The organism is Pararhizobium antarcticum (genome assembly GCF_001885585.1).
GTDB lineage: Bacteria > Pseudomonadota > Alphaproteobacteria > Rhizobiales > Rhizobiaceae > Pararhizobium > Pararhizobium antarcticum.
The window spans coordinates 16,767-34,727 of record NZ_LSRP01000046.1; the positions used below are offsets into that span (position 1 = coordinate 16,767).

Consider the following 17,961-nt stretch of genomic DNA (forward strand, 5'->3'; position numbering starts at 1 on the left):
TAAACTCATTCCGCCGGGTCACCAAGGAGGGTGTCACCGGTGTAGCGCGGATGCCGCAGGGAACGGCCAAGATCCTGCAGGCCTTTTGGCGTGTCGCTGTCGTCCAGCGGCGCGCGTCTGTCATTCTTCCAGACACTCACCGGTTCCGGTGCTGCAGGTCGCGGGACATAACGCGCGCCCTTGATCCAAAGTTTCAGGGCCTGCCAATGGATCCCCGCAACGATCTTGATTGTAAGATGCGGAATTTGCGCGACAAGCCGTAAAATTCCCCGTGTATTCAATGGGCGACGCTTGCCGGAGAACGTGGCTGCCAGAAGCGGCCCATCCGCATCCGTTTCCAGGATCCGCCAGCGGATTTCCGCACCGGGCGGCAACATACGAAAATGATAGCGCATCGCCATCGGCATGAAGGGTGAGACGTAGAACAGCTTGTCGCATTGCTGGCGGATCCCGGCCGCGCTAGCCTGTCCTGAAGCAACGGGGCACACATAGGTGTGGCGCTCGCCGAAGGTATTGCGCACCTCGTAAATCATTGCAATCACAGCGCCCTCTGCGTCATAGGCGTAGTAGACAGCGAGCGGATTGAAAACGCGACCGAGAATGCGCGGATAACAGGCAAGCAGAATGCGGGCAGGCGGCGCAGAGAGACCGGCCGTTTCCAGAAGCGCATCGGCATAGCTGCGCAGCGAACACCCCTTCAGACCCGTATGATCCTTCTCGTGAAAGGACAGGAGATTGAAGCGGTTGACCGAAAAAACTCCGCTCATGTGACCGGCATCATCAAGCCTGTCGAGATCGATCAGCAGCGAAAACACACTGTAGTTGAAACGATGCCCCATCGGCTTCATGCGCTGATGCATGACCTGACCCGCGTAAAGAACCGCAGCCTCGCCGGAGGGCGGACCGTTGGCTTGCCTGTCGGCGCCGTGTGCAGGTCTCAGTTGCATCTATTCAGCCGCTTCCGCAAAGGCATCCACCGGCGCCGGTTGACGCCACGGGATGATACCGCCGAGCGCTTCGGCTGCAGCCAGGCCGGACGACAGTCCATCCTCGTGGAAACCATAGCCTGTCCAGGCGCCTGCGAAAAACGTATTGTTGTCACCCTGGATCATTTTCAGCCGCTGCTGCGCCTGCATCGAGCCGGTATCGAACTGCGGGTGATCATAGGAAAATTCGGCAAAAACCGTCCCCGGCGCCGGGTCGCGCTCGGGATTGAGCGTCACGAACAGCGGGCAGGCCGCATCGATGCCCTGAAGCCGGTTCATCCAGTAGCTGACGGCCACGTCCTGTTCGCCGCCCGGACGGCTGGAGCGCAGATAGTTCCACGACGCCCAGACCTTGCGCCGCTTCGGCATCAGGCCTGCGTCGCGATGAAGCACGACCCGGTTCGGCTGGTAGGGAACCGAGGACAGCAATGCCCGCTCGTCGGCGCTGGCATCGGCCAGCATGGCAAGCGCCTGGTCGCTATGGGCAGCCAGGATAACCTTGTCATAGACGGCGGTCTCGCCCCGTGTGTCGACGATGACGACCTTGCCGCCTTCACGGCGAATGGATTGCACGCCGCAACCAAGACGAAGCCGGTCGCCCAGCGGTGCCAGCAGTTTTTCCAGATAGGTCCGGCTGCCGCCCGAGACCGTGCGCCACGGGTGCGGCGTCGAATAGATCAGCCGGTGATTGTCGAAGAAATTGACAAAATGCTCGGCCGGAAACTCCAGCATCTTGCGGGCCGGAGTCGACCAGATGGCGGCAGCCATCGGCACGAGATAGTTGTTGGTGAAGCCCGGGGAGAAACCACGCCAATTGAGGTAGTCGCCGATCGACAGGGCCGCCAGACGACCGGCGCGACGATCCTGCAGGCAGATCTTGTTGAAGCGCAGGATTTCCCGCAGCATCAGCAGAAAAGACGGGCGTATGAGGTTGCGTTTCTGGGCAAACAGGGTCGCGAGACTGTCGCCGCTCCATTCAAGCCAGCCATTGTCGAGGGAGAGCGCGAAGCTCATGTCGCTCTTGTGCGTTTCGACGTCCAGTTCCGCGAACAGCGCGGTCAGGTTCGGATAATTGGGTTCGTTGTAAACAATAAACCCCGTATCGACCGAAATCGGCGTCCCGTCATAATCGATATCGACCGTTGCCGTGTGACCGCCAGCGCGCTCAGCCTTCTCGTAGAGGGTGACATCATGCGCAGGATGCAGCGCCCAGGCGGCAGAACTGCCGGATACACCTGAGCCGACGACGGCAATGTTCAGGCGTCGAGGGCCGGCATAATGCGGGGCAAGGGAATGCGAAACGGTCATGCGGCATCCTTGATGGTATTGTAGGCCGCCAGCGCGCGGTCGCGGGCCATGGCGTGATTGACGATAGGGGCTGGATAGTCCGAACCGAGCGCCACGTTTGCGGCCTTCAGAACAGCCGACGGCGCTTCGAAGGGCCGGTGGATATATTTTTCGGGCATGCGCGCCAGTTCGGGCACGAACCTTCGGATATATCCGCCTTCAGGATCGAATTTCTCGCCCTGCAAGATCGGATTGAAAACCCGGAAGAAGGGGGAGGCATCGGCGCCGCTGCCGGCCACCCATTGCCAGCTGGCCGCGTTTGATGCTGGATCGGCATCGACGAGTGTTTCGGCAAACCAGGCTTCGCCCCGGCGCCAGTCGATCAGCAGATCCTTGATCAGGAAGGACGCGGCGATCATCCGGACGCGGTTGTGCATGTAGCCATGGCGCCAGAGCTGGCGCATGCCGGCATCGACGATCGGATAGCCCGTCATGCCCTTCGTCCAGCGTCCGAATGCCGCGGCATCGAAAGTCCAGGGAAAATCATCATATTTGCGGTTGAGATTTTCGGTCGGCAAGGTCGGGTTGTGGAACAGCAGGTGATAGGAGAAATCGCGCCAGACGACTTCCTTGCGGAATGTCGTCACGTCCTCGGCCGGTGCATCGCTGCGCCCGCGCGTAGCGTGCCAGATGCGTGCCGGCGAAATTTCACCGAGCGCCAGATGCGGCGAGAGCAGGGATGTTCCGTCGACACCGGGCCGGTCGCGGTTGTGTTTGTAGCCGGAAAGACCGTCCTCGGCGAAGTCGGAAAGCCGCTGAAGAGCCGACGCTTCGCCGGGCGTCCAGACCTCCGAGAAGGTCTTTGCCCAGTCCGGCTTCACAGGCAGGAGCTGCCAGTCCTTCAGCAATTCCGATTGTGGCCAGCGATCCGGCGCCGGCACGGTTTCCGGAGCATCGATCGGCGCATCCGGTTCGCCCGTGCTTTCCAGGGCACGCCAGAACGGCGTGTAAACGCGGTAGGGACCACCGGTTCCGGTTTTCAGGCGGGAGGGCTCGTGCAGCAGTTGACCCGCGAAACTGCGCACAAGAACGCCGTCGTTGCGCAGTCCAGACATCAGCGGCTCGTCGATCGCAGTCCCTTTCGGATCATAGCGCCGGTTCCAGAACACTGCTCCGGCGCCTGTATCGATCACAATTTTTGACAGGATGTCCTTTGCCTGCCCCGAGGCGAGCAAAAGTCTGCTGCCAAGCGCCACCAGGGACGCTTCGAGCGCCTGCAGCGAATGGTGCAGCCACCAGGCCTGCGCCGCGCCGAGCGGACCTGTGCCGGCCGCATCGGGTTCGCGGATGTAGAGCGGGATCACCGCCCTGCCGGTTGCCACGGCCGCGCTCAGCGCATGATTGTCGTCCAGCCGCAGATCCTTGCGGAACCAGACCAGAACAGGACCATCGTTGGCAGCAGTATCGTTGGGCATCGTCGTCCGCATGCGTGTTGGCGTTTTTTTCGTCTACGCGTTTACGGTCGGGGCGGATCAAAGGTTTCGCCGAAAACCTATTTTATTTCATCATTTTGCGGGCAGCCAGCAGATGCAAAAAGAGCCACATCCGCGGCCTGCGAATATGGCTCTTTTCAGAAACTGGCTCCCCGGGCCGGATTCGAACCGGCGACCTGTCGATTAACAGTCGAATGCTCTACCGCTGAGCTACCAGGGACCATCTGCACACTTGCGTGCTGCAGAAGTGAGGCTGCTAATACAAATGCTTTTCCGATTTGCCAAGCGGTTTTTCAAAAAAACTGCACAATCCTTGCCAGACTGTGGAGAACGCACCATTTGCTGCAAACACAGACAGGCGGAGAACAATGGCCTCAACGGAAAAGAAGACCTATTTTGGCGTCGACAGGCGCACGCAGGAAATCGTGCTGGGAAAATTCCGATTTCGGCTGCCGCAATCACGAATGTTCCGGGTGCTGATCGGCTGTGCGCTGATTCTGGGTGGCCTCCTCGGCTTTCTGCCGGTGCTCGGATTCTGGATGGTGCCGCTCGGCCTGATCGTTCTGTCGCAGGACTTCGCCGTCGTGCGCCGGTTGAGACGGCGTATCGCGGTCTGGTGGGCACGCAAATGGAACACGTCCTGATGGGCGGTCGGCGCGACGACTATGCGCGCCGTTCGCTTTTTGCTGTATTTCCCTCGAAATAAAGGGCGTTGAGCGCTTCTGCGGAAATCGGCTTGCTGAAAAGATAGCCTTGCAGTTCGTCACATCCCGATAGCTTGACCGCAAGCGCCTGCTGTTCCGTCTCGATGCCTTCGGCCGTCACTGGAATTTGCAGGGCGTTGGCAAGGGCAATCGTTGCCTGGAGAATAGCGCCAGCATTTTCGTCATGATCCAGTGCGACGATCAGCGAGCGATCGACTTTCATGCGGTCGAAGCCAAAGCGCCGCAAGGTACCGATGCTGGCAAACCCCGATCCGAAATCGTCCAGCGCGATCTTGATGCCTGCGGCCTTTAATCCTTCGATGGCTCGTTGAGCCTGTTCCGGGTCGGATATCAGCAGACCTTCCGTCACTTCGATGCAGAGCCGTTGCGGATCGAAATCTGCGGCCTTCAGCGCATCGACAACACTTTGCGTGAAGTTCGGGTTCTTCAGCTGTACCGGCGAGACGTTTACCGAAAGGCCGATGCCCGGCCACTGTCTTGCGGCCTCGAGAGATTTGGTCAGGACCTGCAAACCCAGAATATCGATCAGGCCCGAGCGCTCTGCAAGGGGAATGAAGACATCGGGGCCGAATCGGACGCCTTCGCCCGACGTCCACCTTGCCAACGCCTCGACGCCACACATTGTGCCTGTTCCAGCCTGAATCAGCGGCTGGAATGCAACATCGATACCTTCGTTCGACAGCGTTTTGCGCAATGCATCCTCAAGCTTTGCCAGCCGCCGGGTATCGACATCGAAACTCTCTTCGAACTCGACGGTAATACCACGGCCCAGATCCTTGGCGCGATAGAGCGCTATGTCCGCGCGCCGGATGAGTTCGTCGCTTTCAATCGTGCCGGCCCGCGAAAGGGCTACGCCGATGCTGGCGCCGATACCGATGGTGCGGCCGCCGATTTCGAAGACCCGCTCCAGCGCGGCCTGGATCTGCTGTCCGATGCTGCGTGCAGCCTGGGCGTCCGAGGTCTCGACGGTTACGACCGCGAACTCGTCCCCGCCGAGACGGGCGATCATCGCATCGGCCGACAGTGCATCGCGCAAACGACCGGCAACGGCCACGATCAGCTCGTCACCAACGCCGTGCCCCCAGGCATCGTTGACACCCTTGAAGCCGTCGAGATCGATGAAGTGCAGGCGCAGCGAGGCATTGCCGCTGCCGTGCATCTTCCGGATTGCAGCCATGGTTTCGAGAAGTCCGGAGCGATTGAGCAAGCCTGTCAAGGCGTCATGGGAGGCGCGGTGTCGCGACCGCATCCCGCTGGTCTTCAGGCTGTTGATGGTAAAGAGCCCGACGGCGCCGATTGAAAGAAGAAAGATCACGAAAATCACAGCGGCCGCATTGATGGTCGATTCGACCTCCCGATAACTTTTTGTTCCAGGTGTCTGCGATGGCCAGTTGATATAGGCAACGGTGTTCCCGTCGACATCCTGTAGGGGGGCGGACAGCTTCGTTTGCAGCGGCCCCGGATCCAGGCTCAGTTGCGCGATGTTGAAACTGCCCGAGATCTCCGCGACGACATCAGGTGTCACGTGTTTGGCAAAGGCAAGCACGTAGTGATTTTCGGGACGGGCACTTTCATCCGTTGCGCTTGGCGTGATAACCGCAGCGCCGATCAGCGCAACGCCGGCATCGGAACGAATGAAATGAACGGGAACGTCGGTGCCGTAATCCGATTTGCGGGCTTGCGCCAGCATTCCGTCAAACGCCTTGCCAAAAAAATCCGAAAGGGGCGCCTGTATGGCTTCGCCATTCCGATAGGCGATCACCGGCTTATTAGTGGAATCGATGACTAAGGCAGTGTCGTAAAGCGGGTAATCTGCGGTCGTGGACGCCCAGTTATCGATTAGCCAGTCCAACCGCGTGTCCAGGTTTACCTGACGATAGGCGTCGTCCCAGTAGGCATTGTCGCGGACCGTTGCCGCCAGTTGCTTGCGCAATGACTGGAGCGCACCACCAGCAGCATGGCGTGCACGATCATCATCGATCGCATTGGACGTCGTCGTGATGATATCGATCGACCGTGCCACCAGACCGGCCAGTACGGCGGTCACGAGAATGAAGACGATCGCAACAAGGGCGACCGACCACTGATTGAGACGGCTTGATGGCTGCTGGCTGTGTCGCACTGAAATTCTCCGCAGATCGTGATGGCATGATCGGGGAAGCCAAATCCCTGAACTGCAGTGAGGCATCATGCCCGCGGAAGCGCTGCACGATAATCCTAGATCAACGTCCATAAGGCATCGTTAATGAAACACGCCGCATTCGACCAGGATCCGTGATTGTGCCGGTGACTTCCCCAATGGTCCCACCTAGGATCGCAGGACGATTTTGCGCTGTGCGGGCGCGCGCAAAACAGGAAGGATGAACCATGGATGAAACGAAAGACACGCCGGCGCAACCAGCGCACGATACGAGCGAGCTTGAAATGGTGGTGCTGATGACCCCCGACATGGCCAATTTCAGCGGCAAGGTGCATGGCGGCGCTTTGCTTAATCTTCTGGATCGCGTGGCGTTTTCCTGCGCCTGCCGCTATTCGCAGGAATATGCCGTGACGCTTTCGGTCGATCAGGTGGTTTTTCGACAGGCGATCCACGTCGGAGAACTGGTGACATTCCGGGCGTCAATCAATTATGCCGGACGCACATCGATGGAAATCGGCATTCGGGTGGAGGCCGAAAACATCCGCACAGGCCAGCGCCGCCACACCAATTCCTGCTATTTCACGATGGTCGCCGTCGATGTGAACGGCCGCCCGACGGCCGTCCCCCCCTATGAACCGACATCAGACCTGCGCAAGCGGCGCCAAAGGGCCGCAGAAATCCGAAGGGCCCTGCGCGTCGAATTCGAAGCCCGGTTTCTCGCAACGAGTTCTGCTGCTGAGCGGTGAGTGCTGTGGCGCGCTGTGCGTTTGCTCCCGGTTTCCCCTTGAGAGGGCAATACAGGTGGCGAAAACCATTGATGGCAAGACGACATGGTCAGTGTCACTGCAGCTTTTCAAGCCGCCCGTGACCACCACTCAAATGCTGGATCTCTGTGGGAAAATATTGGAGGCCTCGCCCGGAATTGAACCGGGGTGCAAGGATTTGCAGTCCTCTGCGTCACCACTCCGCCACGAGGCCTCAACACGCTGGATAGTGCAGCGGTGCCGGGCGTTTAGACCGAATCCAGGCCCAGCGCAAGACCTCTCATTCTGAATGAGGCCCTTTTTTCGTCCTGATGAAGGCTCGCCATCGCCCCGATGACGCGACCGACAGATGTGTCTGCGGGGCTCCGTTCCGCTCCGCAGGGTGGGCGCCGATCGACCATCGCTGGAACGCGCGCAGAGGTTGGACAGTGGCTGCTGGCATCGGCTGCCGGCTGACCGCCGGCAACGACGGCGTTGACTTCCCGACGCTCGGACCTAGTTCTCGAAACTGTTGAAGACGAGGAGTTTTGGATGATCGCAGGACCAAACGTTCACGCGAGGACAGGGGTCTTGGGGCTCGACGACATTCTTTTGGGCGGCTTGTCCCGTGGGCATGTCTTTCTTCTTGAAGGGAACCCCGGCACGGGCAAGACGACGATCGCGCTGCAGTTTCTGATCGAAGGGGCAAAGCTTGGCGAACGCTGCCTCTACATCACCCTGTCGGAAACCGCGTCCGAGCTTCGGGACGGGGCTCTGTCCCATGGCTTCACGCTGACAGACAATATCGAGGTGTTCGAGCTGGCGCCGCCCGAAAGCCTGCTCGATCCCAACCAGCAGCAAAGTCTGCTCTATTCGTCCGACCTTGAACTGGGTGAAACGACGCGCATCATCCTCGACGCCGTCGATCGCTTCAAGCCGGATCGGATCGTTCTCGACAGCCTGTCCGAAATTCGGCTGCTCGCCCAAAGTTCGCTGCGTTATCGCCGGCAGATCCTGGCACTGAAGCATTATTTTGCCCGTCAGGGATCCACCGTTCTTCTGCTCGATGACCTGACGGCCGATGTTCGTGACAAGACCGTGCACAGCGTCGTGCATGGCGTCGTCCATCTTGACGAACTCGCCCCGAATTATGGCTCGGAACGGCGGAGACTGCGGGTCATCAAGTACCGCGGTCAGTCTTTTCGGGGCGGGTATCATGATTTTTCGATCAAGACCGGTGGCGTTCTGGTGTTTCCACGGCTCGTGGCGAGCGAGCATCGCACCAGCTTCGTGCGCGAGCGTCTGACCAGCGGAGTCGACAGTCTCGACAAGTTGCTGGGCGGTGGGCTCGAGCGCGGCTCCAGTACGCTACTGATCGGGCCGGCCGGCACAGGCAAGAGCACGTTTGCGCTTCAATTTGCGGCGGCGGCCGCAGGCAGGGGTGAAAAGGTCGCCGTGTTCGTTTTCGACGAGGAACTCGGGCTGCTGTTCGGCCGCATGAAGGGGATCGGCATTGACCTGGAAGCCCTGAGTGCGTCCGGACATCTTCACATTGAGCAACTCGATGCAGCCGAACTGTCTCCCGGCGAATTCGCAACCTGGTCAGCAGTGCCGGCGCACAGACCGTCATCATCGACAGCATCAACGGCTATCAGGCATCGATGCCGGAGGAGAACGCGCTGATCCTGCACATGCACGAATTGCTGCAGTATCTCAACCGCCAAGGCGTCAACACGTTTCTGACCGTGGCCCAGCATGGTCTCGTCGGCGATATGAAATCACCCGTCGACGTCACTTATCTCGCCGACACCGTCGTCCTGCTCCGCTATTTCGAAGCGGCAGGCAATGTCCGCAGGGCCGTTTCGGTGATCAAGAAGCGCACGGGCCGACACGAGGATACGATTCGCGAATACAAGATCACCGAGCGTGGGCTTGAGCTCGGTGAACCGCTCTCCGAATTTCAGGGCGTTTTGCGGGGCGTTCCGACATTCGTCGGCTCGGGGCACCACCGCACGCCGGCCACGGGGGGCGAAACCAATTCCTAGTTCCGTCAACCCCATCGCCATCATCTTCACGCCGGACGGGCGGGACGCCGAGATCGCGACCAGCCTTTTGTCCGAGACCGGCATACAATCGCGCGCAGTCGCCAACATTGTCGCGTTTGCAGCAGCGCTGGACGACGGGACTGCCCTTGCCGTAGTCACCGAGGAGACGATCAGATCGAGCAACCTGAAGGCACTGGCCGACTGGGTTGCAGAACAACCGGCATGGTCGGATCTGCCATTTGTCGTGCTGACCCGCCGCGGCGGCGATGCCGAGCGCAATCCCAGTGCAGCTAGACTGTCGGAAATTCTCGGCAATGTCACGTTCATCGAGCGGCCGTTCCATGCAACGACGTTCATCAGTGTGGCCCGCTCGGCGTTGAGGGGACGCTTGCGGCAGCTGGAAGCCCGGTCGCTGCTGGATACGTTGCGCGAAGGTGAGGGACGTCTCCAGACCGCCCTGCAGGCGGGGCATCTCGGCGCATGGGAACTGGATATCGCGCGGATGAGCCTGACGGCATCCGATACCTGCAAATCGATTTTTGGCCGCAGGGCCAGCGAGCCCTTCGGCTATGACGCCCTGCTTGGCGCCGTGCACCCTGACGACCTGGACCGCATGCAGATGGCGGTGCGCCATACACTCGAAACGGGCAGGGACTACGCGATCGAATATCGTATCGTCTGGCCGGATCGCACCGTCCACTGGGTGGACATTCGCGCCCAGCTCTACCGGCAGCGAAATACGATGGTCGAGAAGCTTGTCGGCGTCTCCTCCGACATCACCACCCGAAAGCTATGGGAGGAGGAACTGAAGCGGCTGAACGATACTCTGGAGGAGCGGGTCGCCCTGAGAACCGCGGAACTCAAGGCTTCGAACGCCACGCTTGTCGATCAGGTCGCCCAGAGGGAGCGTGCCGAAGAGCAGCTGCGCCAGTCGCAGAAAATGGAAGCCATCGGCCAGCTGACCGGCGGCGTTGCCCATGATTTCAACAACCTGCTGATGGCCGTGCTCGGGAACCTGGAGCTGCTGGCCAAGCATTGCGCCGGCGACCCCAAAACCCTGCGGCTCGTGGAGGGCGCCATGCAGGGTGCAAAACGAGGCGCTTCGCTGACTCAGCGCCTCCTGGCCTTTGCGCGCAGGCAGGATCTCAAGGTCGAACCCGTCGACCTCAAAACACTGGTCGCCGGCATGAGCGACCTGCTTGCACGGTCCGTCGGTCCGAACGTTCGCGTGGCAATGGCGCTTCCGGATACCCTGCCGCTGACGCTGGTGGACGGCAACCAGGTCGAACTGGCGCTGCTCAATCTTGCCGTCAATGCCCGCGATGCCATGCCCGATGGTGGCGCTGTCTCCGTATCGCTCAGACACGAAACCCTGGCGCTGACCCAGAAGGATCTTGCCGCAGGTGGTTATGTCGTTCTCTCCGTGGAAGACACCGGTCACGGCATGAGCAAGCAGACACTTTCGAAGGCAATCGATCCGTTTTTCTCGACAAAGGAAGTGGGAAAGGGGACCGGGCTTGGTCTTTCCATGATCCACGGGCTGGCCGTGCAGTTGAATGGTGGCCTGAAATTGACGAGCACTGTGGGCGAAGGCACGAAGGCAGAGTTGTGGCTGCCATCGACCTTGCGTCAGGCAGAGCAGGGCGTAACGGTCGCGCCGAACAGCGGAACCGGCGAGCAGGCGCCCTTGCGCATCCTGATGGTGGATGACGATGCGCTGATCGCCATGAGCTCCGTCGACATGCTGGAGGATCTCGGGCATCTGGTCACCGAAGCAAATTCGGGCATGGCTGCCCTGGAATTGCTGGAGAAAGGCGAGGAGTTCGATCTGGTGATTACCGACTATTCCATGCCCGGCATGACGGGCGCGGAGCTTGCCCGCGCAGCCAGAGCCCTGTTGCCGCAACTGCCGATCATGATCGCTTCCGGCTATGCCGACCTTCCGCCGGGCGCCGGCATCGACCTGCCGCGACTTTCAAAGCCCTATAGCCAGGCCCAGCTTGAGGCGGAGATCACGAAAGTCGTTTCGGCCCGGCACTGACGAGAGCTCTGCCGCGCGCTGGACCAGAGCCAGTCGTCCAAATCTCAAAGTGTGAAGTCAGGCCATTTTAAGCGTGGCAAGCCGGTGCTCAAGGAAGGGCAGTGTCTCCTCGAAGGGCATCGCCTTGCCGAACAGATAGCCCTGTCCGATATCGCAGCCTTCGTTGAGGAAATACGCCAACTGGTGATGCTCTTCGATGCCCTCGACCGTTGTCTTGACCTCGAGCCCGCGGCTCAGATTGAGCAGGGCTTGAACGATTTTGTCGTGCCGGCTACCGCCCTGGCCGAGCGAGCGGACAAAACTCTGGTCGATCTTGATCTTGTCGAACGCATAGCGCGCGAGTTGGGACAGGCTTGAATATCCGGTGCCGAAATCGTCCAGCGCGACGAGGATGCCGGCCGCATGCAGGTCGTCGATGATTGCGGCTGCAAGCGTCGGATCCTTGATCAGCGCATTTTCGGTGATCTCGATCTCCAGACGCTGCGGTGCAAAACCCGCCTCCTCGACGATCTCCAACAGGCGGGTGGCAAGCAGGCGATCCTCCATCTGCACTGCCGATACGTTGAAGGACAGGCAGACATGGTGGGGCCATTGCTTGGCATCGCTGCAGGCTTGCCGCAGCAATTGCTGGAACAGCGGCGTGATCAGGCCGGTCTCTTCCGCGATGGCGATGAACACCTGTGGCGAGATACTGGTACCGTCATCCAGCGTCCAGCGCGCCAGAGCTTCAAAGCCGCAAACATCACCGGTTCGCAGATCGACAAGCGGCTGGTAAAAGGGGCGGATCTGGCCTGTTTCGATGGCCGCCCGCAAGCGTTCTTCGAGCTTTGCACGTTCCGAGACCTTCAACTGCATCTCTTCGCGAAACAAAAGCGCCGTATTTGCGCCGAGCGCCTTGGCCTCATAGAGGGCGACATCCGATTTATGGCAGACATCCTTGATGCCGGCGCCATGCTCGGGCCACCGGGCATAGCCAATGCTGGCGCCGACCTGGCACCAGAGCGCGTCGATCTTGATCGGACGCGTCAGGGAGTGGACGATCAGTTCTGCAAACCGTGCGTCCCTTGAGGGCAGGAGGTCGCGTGCAATGACGATGAATTCGTCGCCACCAAAGCGAAACACGCAGTTTTCCGCGCTGAATGCCGATAGCCGCTTGGCCACTTCCTGCAGCAGCAGATCGCCGCCCTGGTGACCCAGGAGATCGTTGACCTTCTTGAATCCATCAAGATCGATGGAGAAGATGGTGGCCATCGGCGCATGCTCCGCGTCTTCGGCGAAGGGATCCGAGACAGTTTCAAATCGCTCGAAGGCATACCGGTTCGGAAGGCGTGTCAGGTGATCATGCGTCGCCGTCCACAACGCGCGGCGCCCCTGTTCCTGCTGCCGCTGCATTTCCTTGCGCAGATCGACAATGCGCAACATCGAATAGAGAAAACTTGCGAATCCGGCGATGATGATGGCGAGGAAGATCGCATCGATCCGGTCACTCGAATAGGCGCGGAACGTCGTCATCACATTGACCCGAAAAGCGTAAAGCAGCCCCCACAGAGCCAGCGCGCCAGCGAGGACTGCGAGCAGCTGTCGACCAGCTCGAGTTTCAAAAAATGCCGGCACTCCCAACCTCCTAAATATCGTATTCAACCGCTTCCAAATCGGTTTGAAGCGCGCTTTGCAACCGGTTTTGCCACTTTTGGCGGCTTGAAATACTCACGCGACAGTATCGCTCAACGCCGCTCGGCGGCCTGTGTGGTGCGGTTTTCTGCAACCTTCAGGTTTCATCTTGGGACATGAAGGTTAAAATTGCCGAAATCGTTTTCGGAAGACGCGGACCAAGGCTTGCAGAGCCTCTGTCAAGACTGCTGGAACCATCGGCTGGCGGGCGGGTTTCGCTGAAAAGGATACACACATGACAGGCCAGAAGGTTTTACTTTTCATTCTCGTCGCATTTTTCTGCGTCGCGCTACTTTTGATCTATAACGGGTTTTACAATCCGGTTTCGACAAGCGGAACGCGGCTTCCTTCCACAGTCGAACAGAATTGACCGGCTTGCGACACCTTTGACAGGGAGAAAAGGCTAAAGGCGTCAACCACTCATTCAGAGGAAGGAGGTATAGTTACGGCACTGACATCGAAAGCCTAAGGCGAAGACGCATGCTCCCCTGGAACGAATTGCTGGCCAACCTTGCGATTGTTGCGATCTCAACATCCTTGTGGACATTCGGAAATCGTCATGTGACCCGCTATTTGCCGCGCTACGTTTCGGCCCTGTTTGGTCTCATCATGGCGATCGGCACGCTCTGCGCTATGTCGCTGCCGTTTCGGTTTCACACGGGTGTTCTTCTTGACCTTCGTTACACGTTTCTTGCCATAGCCGGGCTTTTCGGCGGTCCAGTCGCGGCCATCAGCCCGTTCGTCGCGGCGATTGTCTGGCGCGTCACCAGCGGCGGCACAGGTTCCTGGGTGGCCATACCGCTGATTGTTATGGCAACTGCGAGCGGATTGATCGCCCAGAGATACATCCGTGGTATTCCTGACGGAAAGGCGATCGTCGTTGTTGCTCTCGCTGTTGTATTCAGCGGTACGGCCGGCTTTTTCGTGATGGTTCCGCTTGAGAGCTGGCACGTGGTGATGCCGACCGTCGTCGCGCCTTTCGCCTTGCTGCTTTTCGTATCTGCCGTCGTATCAAGCCTCGCGCTGTCGCTGGAACTCAAGCGCCAGGAGGCAACCAACCTCAACCGCATCTACCGTGCGATCATCGAAGCACTTCCGGATTGTCTGAATGCGAAGGATCTCGAGGGACGTTTCATTGCCGCCAATCCGGCCACCGCCGATCTGATGGGGGCGACACGATCGGCCGATCTCATTGGAAAAACCGACTTCGATTTCTACCAGCCCGAAGCCGCGGCCATCTTCAGGGCGGACGAAGCAAAAGTGTTGAGCGAAGGACATCCGGCCACGATCGAGCAACGCTTCACGCGCTCCGACGGCACGGACGCATGGCTCTCCACTCTGAAGGCGCCGTTCACCGATGACGACGGCGCCGTGATCGGCCTCATCACCCACAATCGCGAGATCACGGATCGGAAGCGGCTCGAGAACGAGTTGTCGCGCACGCAGCAGCATCTCAACAATGCGCTTGATAGCATGGCCGACGGTTTGGCCATGTTTGATGCAGAGGGGCGCCAAGTTTTCAGCAACAGCCGCTATGCCGAAATGTTTCCGCTCACGGCCGACATCCGGGTTGCGGGGACATCCCTGCGAACAATCCTGCGGACGGCGATCGAACGCGGTGAAGATATGCCATTCGCCGGTAAAATCGATGATGTGATCGACCAGGCCGCCGACGTCTTCCTTCTGTCCGGAGACAACCAGATTCGCCTCGCAGATGGTCGCTGGATCGAAGCCCGAACACGCGCAATGGAGGACGGCGGCAGCCTCGTCGTGTTTTCCGACATTACACTGGCAAAACGAGCCGAGGCAGAACTTCGAACGTTGAATGAACGATTGGAGATCATGGCCCACACGGACGGTCTTACGGGCTTGCTCAATCGTCGGTCGTTCGATGTGCATCTGGCAAGTCATGTTTCGCGCATGGCCGTGGGCACGCCCGGCCCGGGACTGTTGATGATTGATGTCGACAAGTTCAAGGCCTTTAACGACACCTATGGCCATCCGGCAGGCGACGCCTGTCTGAAGACGGTCTCCGACTGCATTGCCGCGTCCATGAAAGACTATCCAGACAGTGTTGTCGCCAGATATGGCGGCGAGGAGATCGCGGTCATCATACCGGGTTGCGGCGCCGACCAGGCGGCGTCTGTTGCAAATTTTCTGTGCGCGCAGGTCCGCAGACTGGAGATTGTGCATAAAGGCAGTGAAAAAGGCATCGTTACCGTCAGCATCGGCACTGCGGCTGCTGGTTGCGGCGGGGCTTGCGAAACCAAGATTTTGCTCCGGTCGGCAGACGAGGCATTGTATGCAGCAAAGGCTGCCGGACGTGATTGTGTCCGGTCCGTCGATCCTGACGCCTTTCTGCCGTCGATATCGTCGGACGGTAAACGGTCGGCATGAGCCGCCGACACCTGCGCATGGAACATTTCCGACTTAGCGTGGTTTTCAGAACAGAGGTCGATTCTGCGGCAACGGCAAAAGCCCGGAACAAGTTCAAGCGCGTAGGTTGATTACCAGCCTGTCTTGGGCAGGGACATCCAAGACGTAGATGACGTCTGATTCAGCACCACTTGCTGTGACCGAACAGAGAGAAGGGGCCAATGCCGATATCGATACTCTCGCAAACGGCTCTCTCGTCATCGGACCTCGACATGCTGCGCCGATTTCTGGAGGCGTGGTGCGAGGAAAACGGCGTCGACATCGCGGGCGAAGAGGCAAGACAGGTGGCTGCCGGTCTCATCGCGTGGTACCAATCCGACCTGAAGGATCAGGCCGGGCTTCGAGCGGTGTTCGAGACCAACATTCCGCTGTCAATCGAGCTGAATACACTGCTCGGAAGGCTTGCAAGCCTGTAGCCAGGAGGTGCGTTGCGGAAACCTGCCTTGGCAAGAAGCGTGTCCTGCCAAAAACTGTCTCCGGCTAGTGATAGCGCCTGATCAAGCCGACCAGCTTGCCCTGTATTTTAACACGGTCGGGGCCAAAGATCCGTGTTTCATAGGCCGGGTTCGCGGCCTCGAGCGCAATAGAAGCGCCCTTGCGGCGGAAGCGCTTCAACGTGGCTTCTTCATCATCCACCAGCGCCACCACGATTTCACCTGGATTGGCGCTGCTGGTATTTTTTATGATCACCGTATCGCCATCCAGGATACCGGCTTCGATCATCGAGTCGCCCTTGACCTCAAGCGCATAGTGATCGCCGGATCCGATCATTTCCATCGGCACCGAAATATCGTGGGTGTTGTTCTGGATGGCTGAAATGGGAACACCGGCCGCGATCCGCCCCATCATCGGCACGGACACCGAATTGGTCTCGCCATTGCCTGAAGACGTCGACTTGCCACCGGTGGCTGACGCTGCAGTCTTGCCGGGCCCTGTCTGGCCAAGGCTGCCCTGAATGACGCTTGGGGAAAAACCGCGCTTGGGCTGCAGGCTGAGAGAATAGGCCTCCGGCAATTTGATGACTTCGAGCGCGCGGGCTCTGTTGGGCAGACGGCGAATGAAGCCTCGCTCTTCCAGAGCCGTGATCAGCCGATGAATGCCGGACTTTGACGCAAGATCGAGCGCATCCTTCATTTCGTCGAAGGACGGCGGCACGCCGGATTCTTTCATCCGTTCATGAATGAACAGAAGCAGTTCCTGTTGCTTACGGGTCAGCATGGCGACACACTCCAGAGTCATGAAACAAATCAAGAACGAACACTATCTGTTCCATATGTGTTCTGCAAGTGCCTAAAGGACGGTGGTGTTTTGGAGGCGCAAAAGCTAATCCGGAATTTGAGGTTGGCAAAAAACATAGCTATTCCGGAATGAAATCACCTATTTGATACTGATATTGTTACATTATTCAGCAGAAAAGAGGCGACTCTATCCATTGATTGGGTACGACGATAACATGTGTTCCAGCATAAATGCCAAGCTGTTGATATCCAACCATATATTGGCCAACCTCGCAAAGGCCAGATAGGGCTTTCCTGTCGATTGGCCAACCTATTCGCCAACCTCGTCATTGGGCGATATCGGGAATGGGGCTATGGCCTTGCTCAGTCTGTCAGCTTTGAGCTCTTGAGTAGCTTTCCATAGCTCTCTACTATTTTTCGGTACAGGATCGAAAAGCCCGCGAAGTTCGCCGTTGGCTAGGTCACGTTCGAGTTCAAGTAAAGTCGCGTGTAGCCCATGGTCATCCAACAGTTGATGTATCAGTTGACCGATACCGAGATAATTATTGGCCATTACAAATGAAAGCAGACGATATTTGTCTTCTCGTTCGAATAGGCTTTTTTCGGAGAAAGCGTATTCAAGGAAATCATTTGAGAAAACGAGAAACAGTTTATCAGTAATATTTCGATCTAGTTCAGAGTTTAAGTAAGGGGTACCTTCGCCTGTCACCAGCCAGTTGATATTTATTCCATTCTTATGAAACTTTTGAAGAGCTTCTATATTTGGCGACCTGTCCCCACTCAGATAGTTCTGCAAGGTCCTGTAAGGCATATCTATCAGGCTAGCGAAAGACTTATAAGTGATTGATCCCTCTGCATAATTGGTCACGGCAAAGCGCAGCCTGCTTGCAAAATCACTCATTAGGGTGCTCGCCTCTTGTGTAAACGCTCATATGAGTGCATATTGGGTTCAACACTCACCCATATGGGAATTTATATCGATGTCTTCGCCTTCGGTAAAGAGCGCCTTCTATAATGAGGTGAGGTCGGGTTTCGTACGGTCCGGCACCACTTTAAACTCTTGGTGCACCACGCAAGGTCTCACCCGTCAGTACGTTGAGAAATGTCTGAAATTTGAAAGGAATGGCCCGAAGGCATACGCGCTAAGGCAGACGAC

12 protein-coding genes, 2 tRNA genes and 1 pseudogene are annotated in these 17,961 nt (G+C 58.5%); 6 read left to right on the forward strand and 9 right to left on the reverse strand.

Going from position 1 to position 17,961, the window contains the following annotated elements:
- Positions 1 to 5: 5 nt before the first annotated feature.
- The 4 genes from AX760_RS04395 to AX760_RS04410 form a co-directional block, all read right to left on the reverse strand.
- The gene (locus AX760_RS04395; protein WP_071831779.1) at positions 6 to 947 is read right to left on the reverse strand and encodes a DUF1365 domain-containing protein; all 942 of its coding nucleotides are present in this window, start codon (positions 945 to 947) and stop codon (positions 6 to 8) included.
- On the reverse strand, positions 948 to 2,294 hold the full coding sequence (locus AX760_RS04400; protein ID WP_071831780.1) for an NAD(P)/FAD-dependent oxidoreductase: 1,347 nt from the start codon (positions 2,292 to 2,294) through the stop codon (positions 948 to 950).
- The gene (locus AX760_RS04405) at positions 2,291 to 3,748 is read right to left on the reverse strand and encodes a cryptochrome/photolyase family protein (RefSeq protein WP_071831856.1); all 1,458 of its coding nucleotides are present in this window, start codon (positions 3,746 to 3,748) and stop codon (positions 2,291 to 2,293) included. The genes AX760_RS04400 and AX760_RS04405 overlap by 4 nt, the downstream gene beginning before the upstream one ends.
- A 163-nt stretch (positions 3,749 to 3,911) precedes the next feature.
- A tRNA-Asn gene (locus AX760_RS04410) sits at positions 3,912 to 3,986 on the reverse strand.
- A 148-nt stretch (positions 3,987 to 4,134) separates the two neighbouring features.
- Here AX760_RS04410 and AX760_RS04415 point away from each other — a divergent pair.
- The gene (locus AX760_RS04415) at positions 4,135 to 4,410 is read left to right on the forward strand and encodes a hypothetical protein (protein WP_071831781.1); all 276 of its coding nucleotides are present in this window, start codon (positions 4,135 to 4,137) and stop codon (positions 4,408 to 4,410) included.
- Between the two features lie 19 nt (positions 4,411 to 4,429).
- Here the strand turns inward: AX760_RS04415 and AX760_RS04420 are convergent, their stop codons facing one another.
- On the reverse strand, positions 4,430 to 6,613 hold the full coding sequence (locus tag AX760_RS04420; protein ID WP_245294925.1) for a putative bifunctional diguanylate cyclase/phosphodiesterase: 2,184 nt from the start codon (positions 6,611 to 6,613) through the stop codon (positions 4,430 to 4,432).
- Positions 6,614 to 6,858: 245 nt separating this feature from the next.
- Here AX760_RS04420 and AX760_RS04425 point away from each other — a divergent pair, with 245 nt between their 5' ends.
- Positions 6,859 to 7,377: an acyl-CoA thioesterase gene (locus AX760_RS04425; RefSeq protein WP_071831782.1), complete on the forward strand. Its 519-nt coding sequence runs from the start codon at positions 6,859 to 6,861 to the stop codon at positions 7,375 to 7,377.
- Positions 7,378 to 7,535: 158 nt separating this feature from the next.
- On the opposite strand, the gene AX760_RS04430 is transcribed toward AX760_RS04425, so the two are convergent.
- Positions 7,536 to 7,609: transfer RNA gene (locus tag AX760_RS04430), tRNA-Cys, on the reverse strand.
- 317 nt (positions 7,610 to 7,926) lie between these two features.
- Here AX760_RS04430 and AX760_RS04435 point away from each other — a divergent pair.
- Both AX760_RS04435 and AX760_RS04440 read left to right on the forward strand, forming a co-directional pair.
- Positions 7,927 to 9,419 (forward strand): annotated as a pseudogene (locus AX760_RS04435) (ATPase domain-containing protein).
- Positions 9,412 to 11,460, forward strand: coding sequence for a hybrid sensor histidine kinase/response regulator (locus tag AX760_RS04440; RefSeq protein WP_071831858.1), 2,049 nt, complete (start codon positions 9,412 to 9,414; stop codon positions 11,458 to 11,460). The pseudogene AX760_RS04435 and the gene AX760_RS04440 overlap by 8 nt, the downstream one beginning before the upstream one ends.
- A 57-nt stretch (positions 11,461 to 11,517) precedes the next feature.
- Here the strand turns inward: AX760_RS04440 and AX760_RS04445 are convergent, their stop codons facing one another.
- The gene (locus AX760_RS04445) at positions 11,518 to 13,074 is read right to left on the reverse strand and encodes a putative bifunctional diguanylate cyclase/phosphodiesterase (RefSeq protein ID WP_071831783.1); all 1,557 of its coding nucleotides are present in this window, start codon (positions 13,072 to 13,074) and stop codon (positions 11,518 to 11,520) included.
- Between the two features lie 618 nt (positions 13,075 to 13,692).
- Between AX760_RS04445 and AX760_RS04450 the strand changes: the two genes are divergently transcribed.
- Both AX760_RS04450 and AX760_RS04455 read left to right on the forward strand, forming a co-directional pair.
- Positions 13,693 to 15,528, forward strand: a complete 1,836-nt coding sequence (locus AX760_RS04450) for a diguanylate cyclase (RefSeq protein ID WP_245294928.1) — start codon at positions 13,693 to 13,695, stop codon at positions 15,526 to 15,528.
- A 200-nt stretch (positions 15,529 to 15,728) separates the two neighbouring features.
- Entirely contained in the window at positions 15,729 to 15,983 is a 255-nt protein-coding gene (locus AX760_RS04455) for a hypothetical protein (RefSeq protein WP_071831785.1), read from the forward strand.
- Positions 15,984 to 16,047: 64 nt separating this feature from the next.
- On the opposite strand, the gene lexA is transcribed toward AX760_RS04455, so the two are convergent.
- Together lexA and AX760_RS04465 are read right to left on the reverse strand one after the other, a co-directional pair.
- Positions 16,048 to 16,785 (reverse strand): transcriptional repressor LexA, encoded by a 738-nt coding sequence (gene lexA / locus AX760_RS04460; protein WP_071831786.1) that lies wholly within the window; start codon positions 16,783 to 16,785, stop codon positions 16,048 to 16,050.
- A 330-nt stretch (positions 16,786 to 17,115) separates the two neighbouring features.
- Complete coding sequence (locus tag AX760_RS04465; RefSeq protein ID WP_071831787.1) at positions 17,116 to 17,706, reverse strand: helix-turn-helix domain-containing protein; 591 nt, start codon at positions 17,704 to 17,706, stop codon at positions 17,116 to 17,118.
- Positions 17,707 to 17,961: the final 255 nt, after the last annotated feature.

What these genes read in the sequence shown, in the direction of transcription:
- AX760_RS04425 (WP_071831782.1), top strand. Translation starts at nt 6,859, where the DNA reads ATGGATGAAACGAAAGACACGCCGGCGCAACCAGCGCACGATACGAGC.
- AX760_RS04405 (WP_071831856.1), bottom strand. Translation starts at nt 3,748, where the DNA reads ATGCCCAACGATACTGCTGCCAACGATGGTCCTGTTCTGGTCTGGTTC.
- AX760_RS04465 (WP_071831787.1), bottom strand. Translation starts at nt 17,706, where the DNA reads ATGAGTGATTTTGCAAGCAGGCTGCGCTTTGCCGTGACCAATTATGCA.
- AX760_RS04395 (WP_071831779.1), bottom strand. Translation starts at nt 947, where the DNA reads ATGCAACTGAGACCTGCACACGGCGCCGACAGGCAAGCCAACGGTCCG.
- AX760_RS04455 (WP_071831785.1), top strand. Translation starts at nt 15,729, where the DNA reads ATGCCGATATCGATACTCTCGCAAACGGCTCTCTCGTCATCGGACCTC.
- AX760_RS04400 (WP_071831780.1), bottom strand. Translation starts at nt 2,294, where the DNA reads ATGACCGTTTCGCATTCCCTTGCCCCGCATTATGCCGGCCCTCGACGC.
- AX760_RS04415 (WP_071831781.1), top strand. Translation starts at nt 4,135, where the DNA reads ATGGCCTCAACGGAAAAGAAGACCTATTTTGGCGTCGACAGGCGCACG.
- lexA (WP_071831786.1), bottom strand. Translation starts at nt 16,785, where the DNA reads ATGCTGACCCGTAAGCAACAGGAACTGCTTCTGTTCATTCATGAACGG.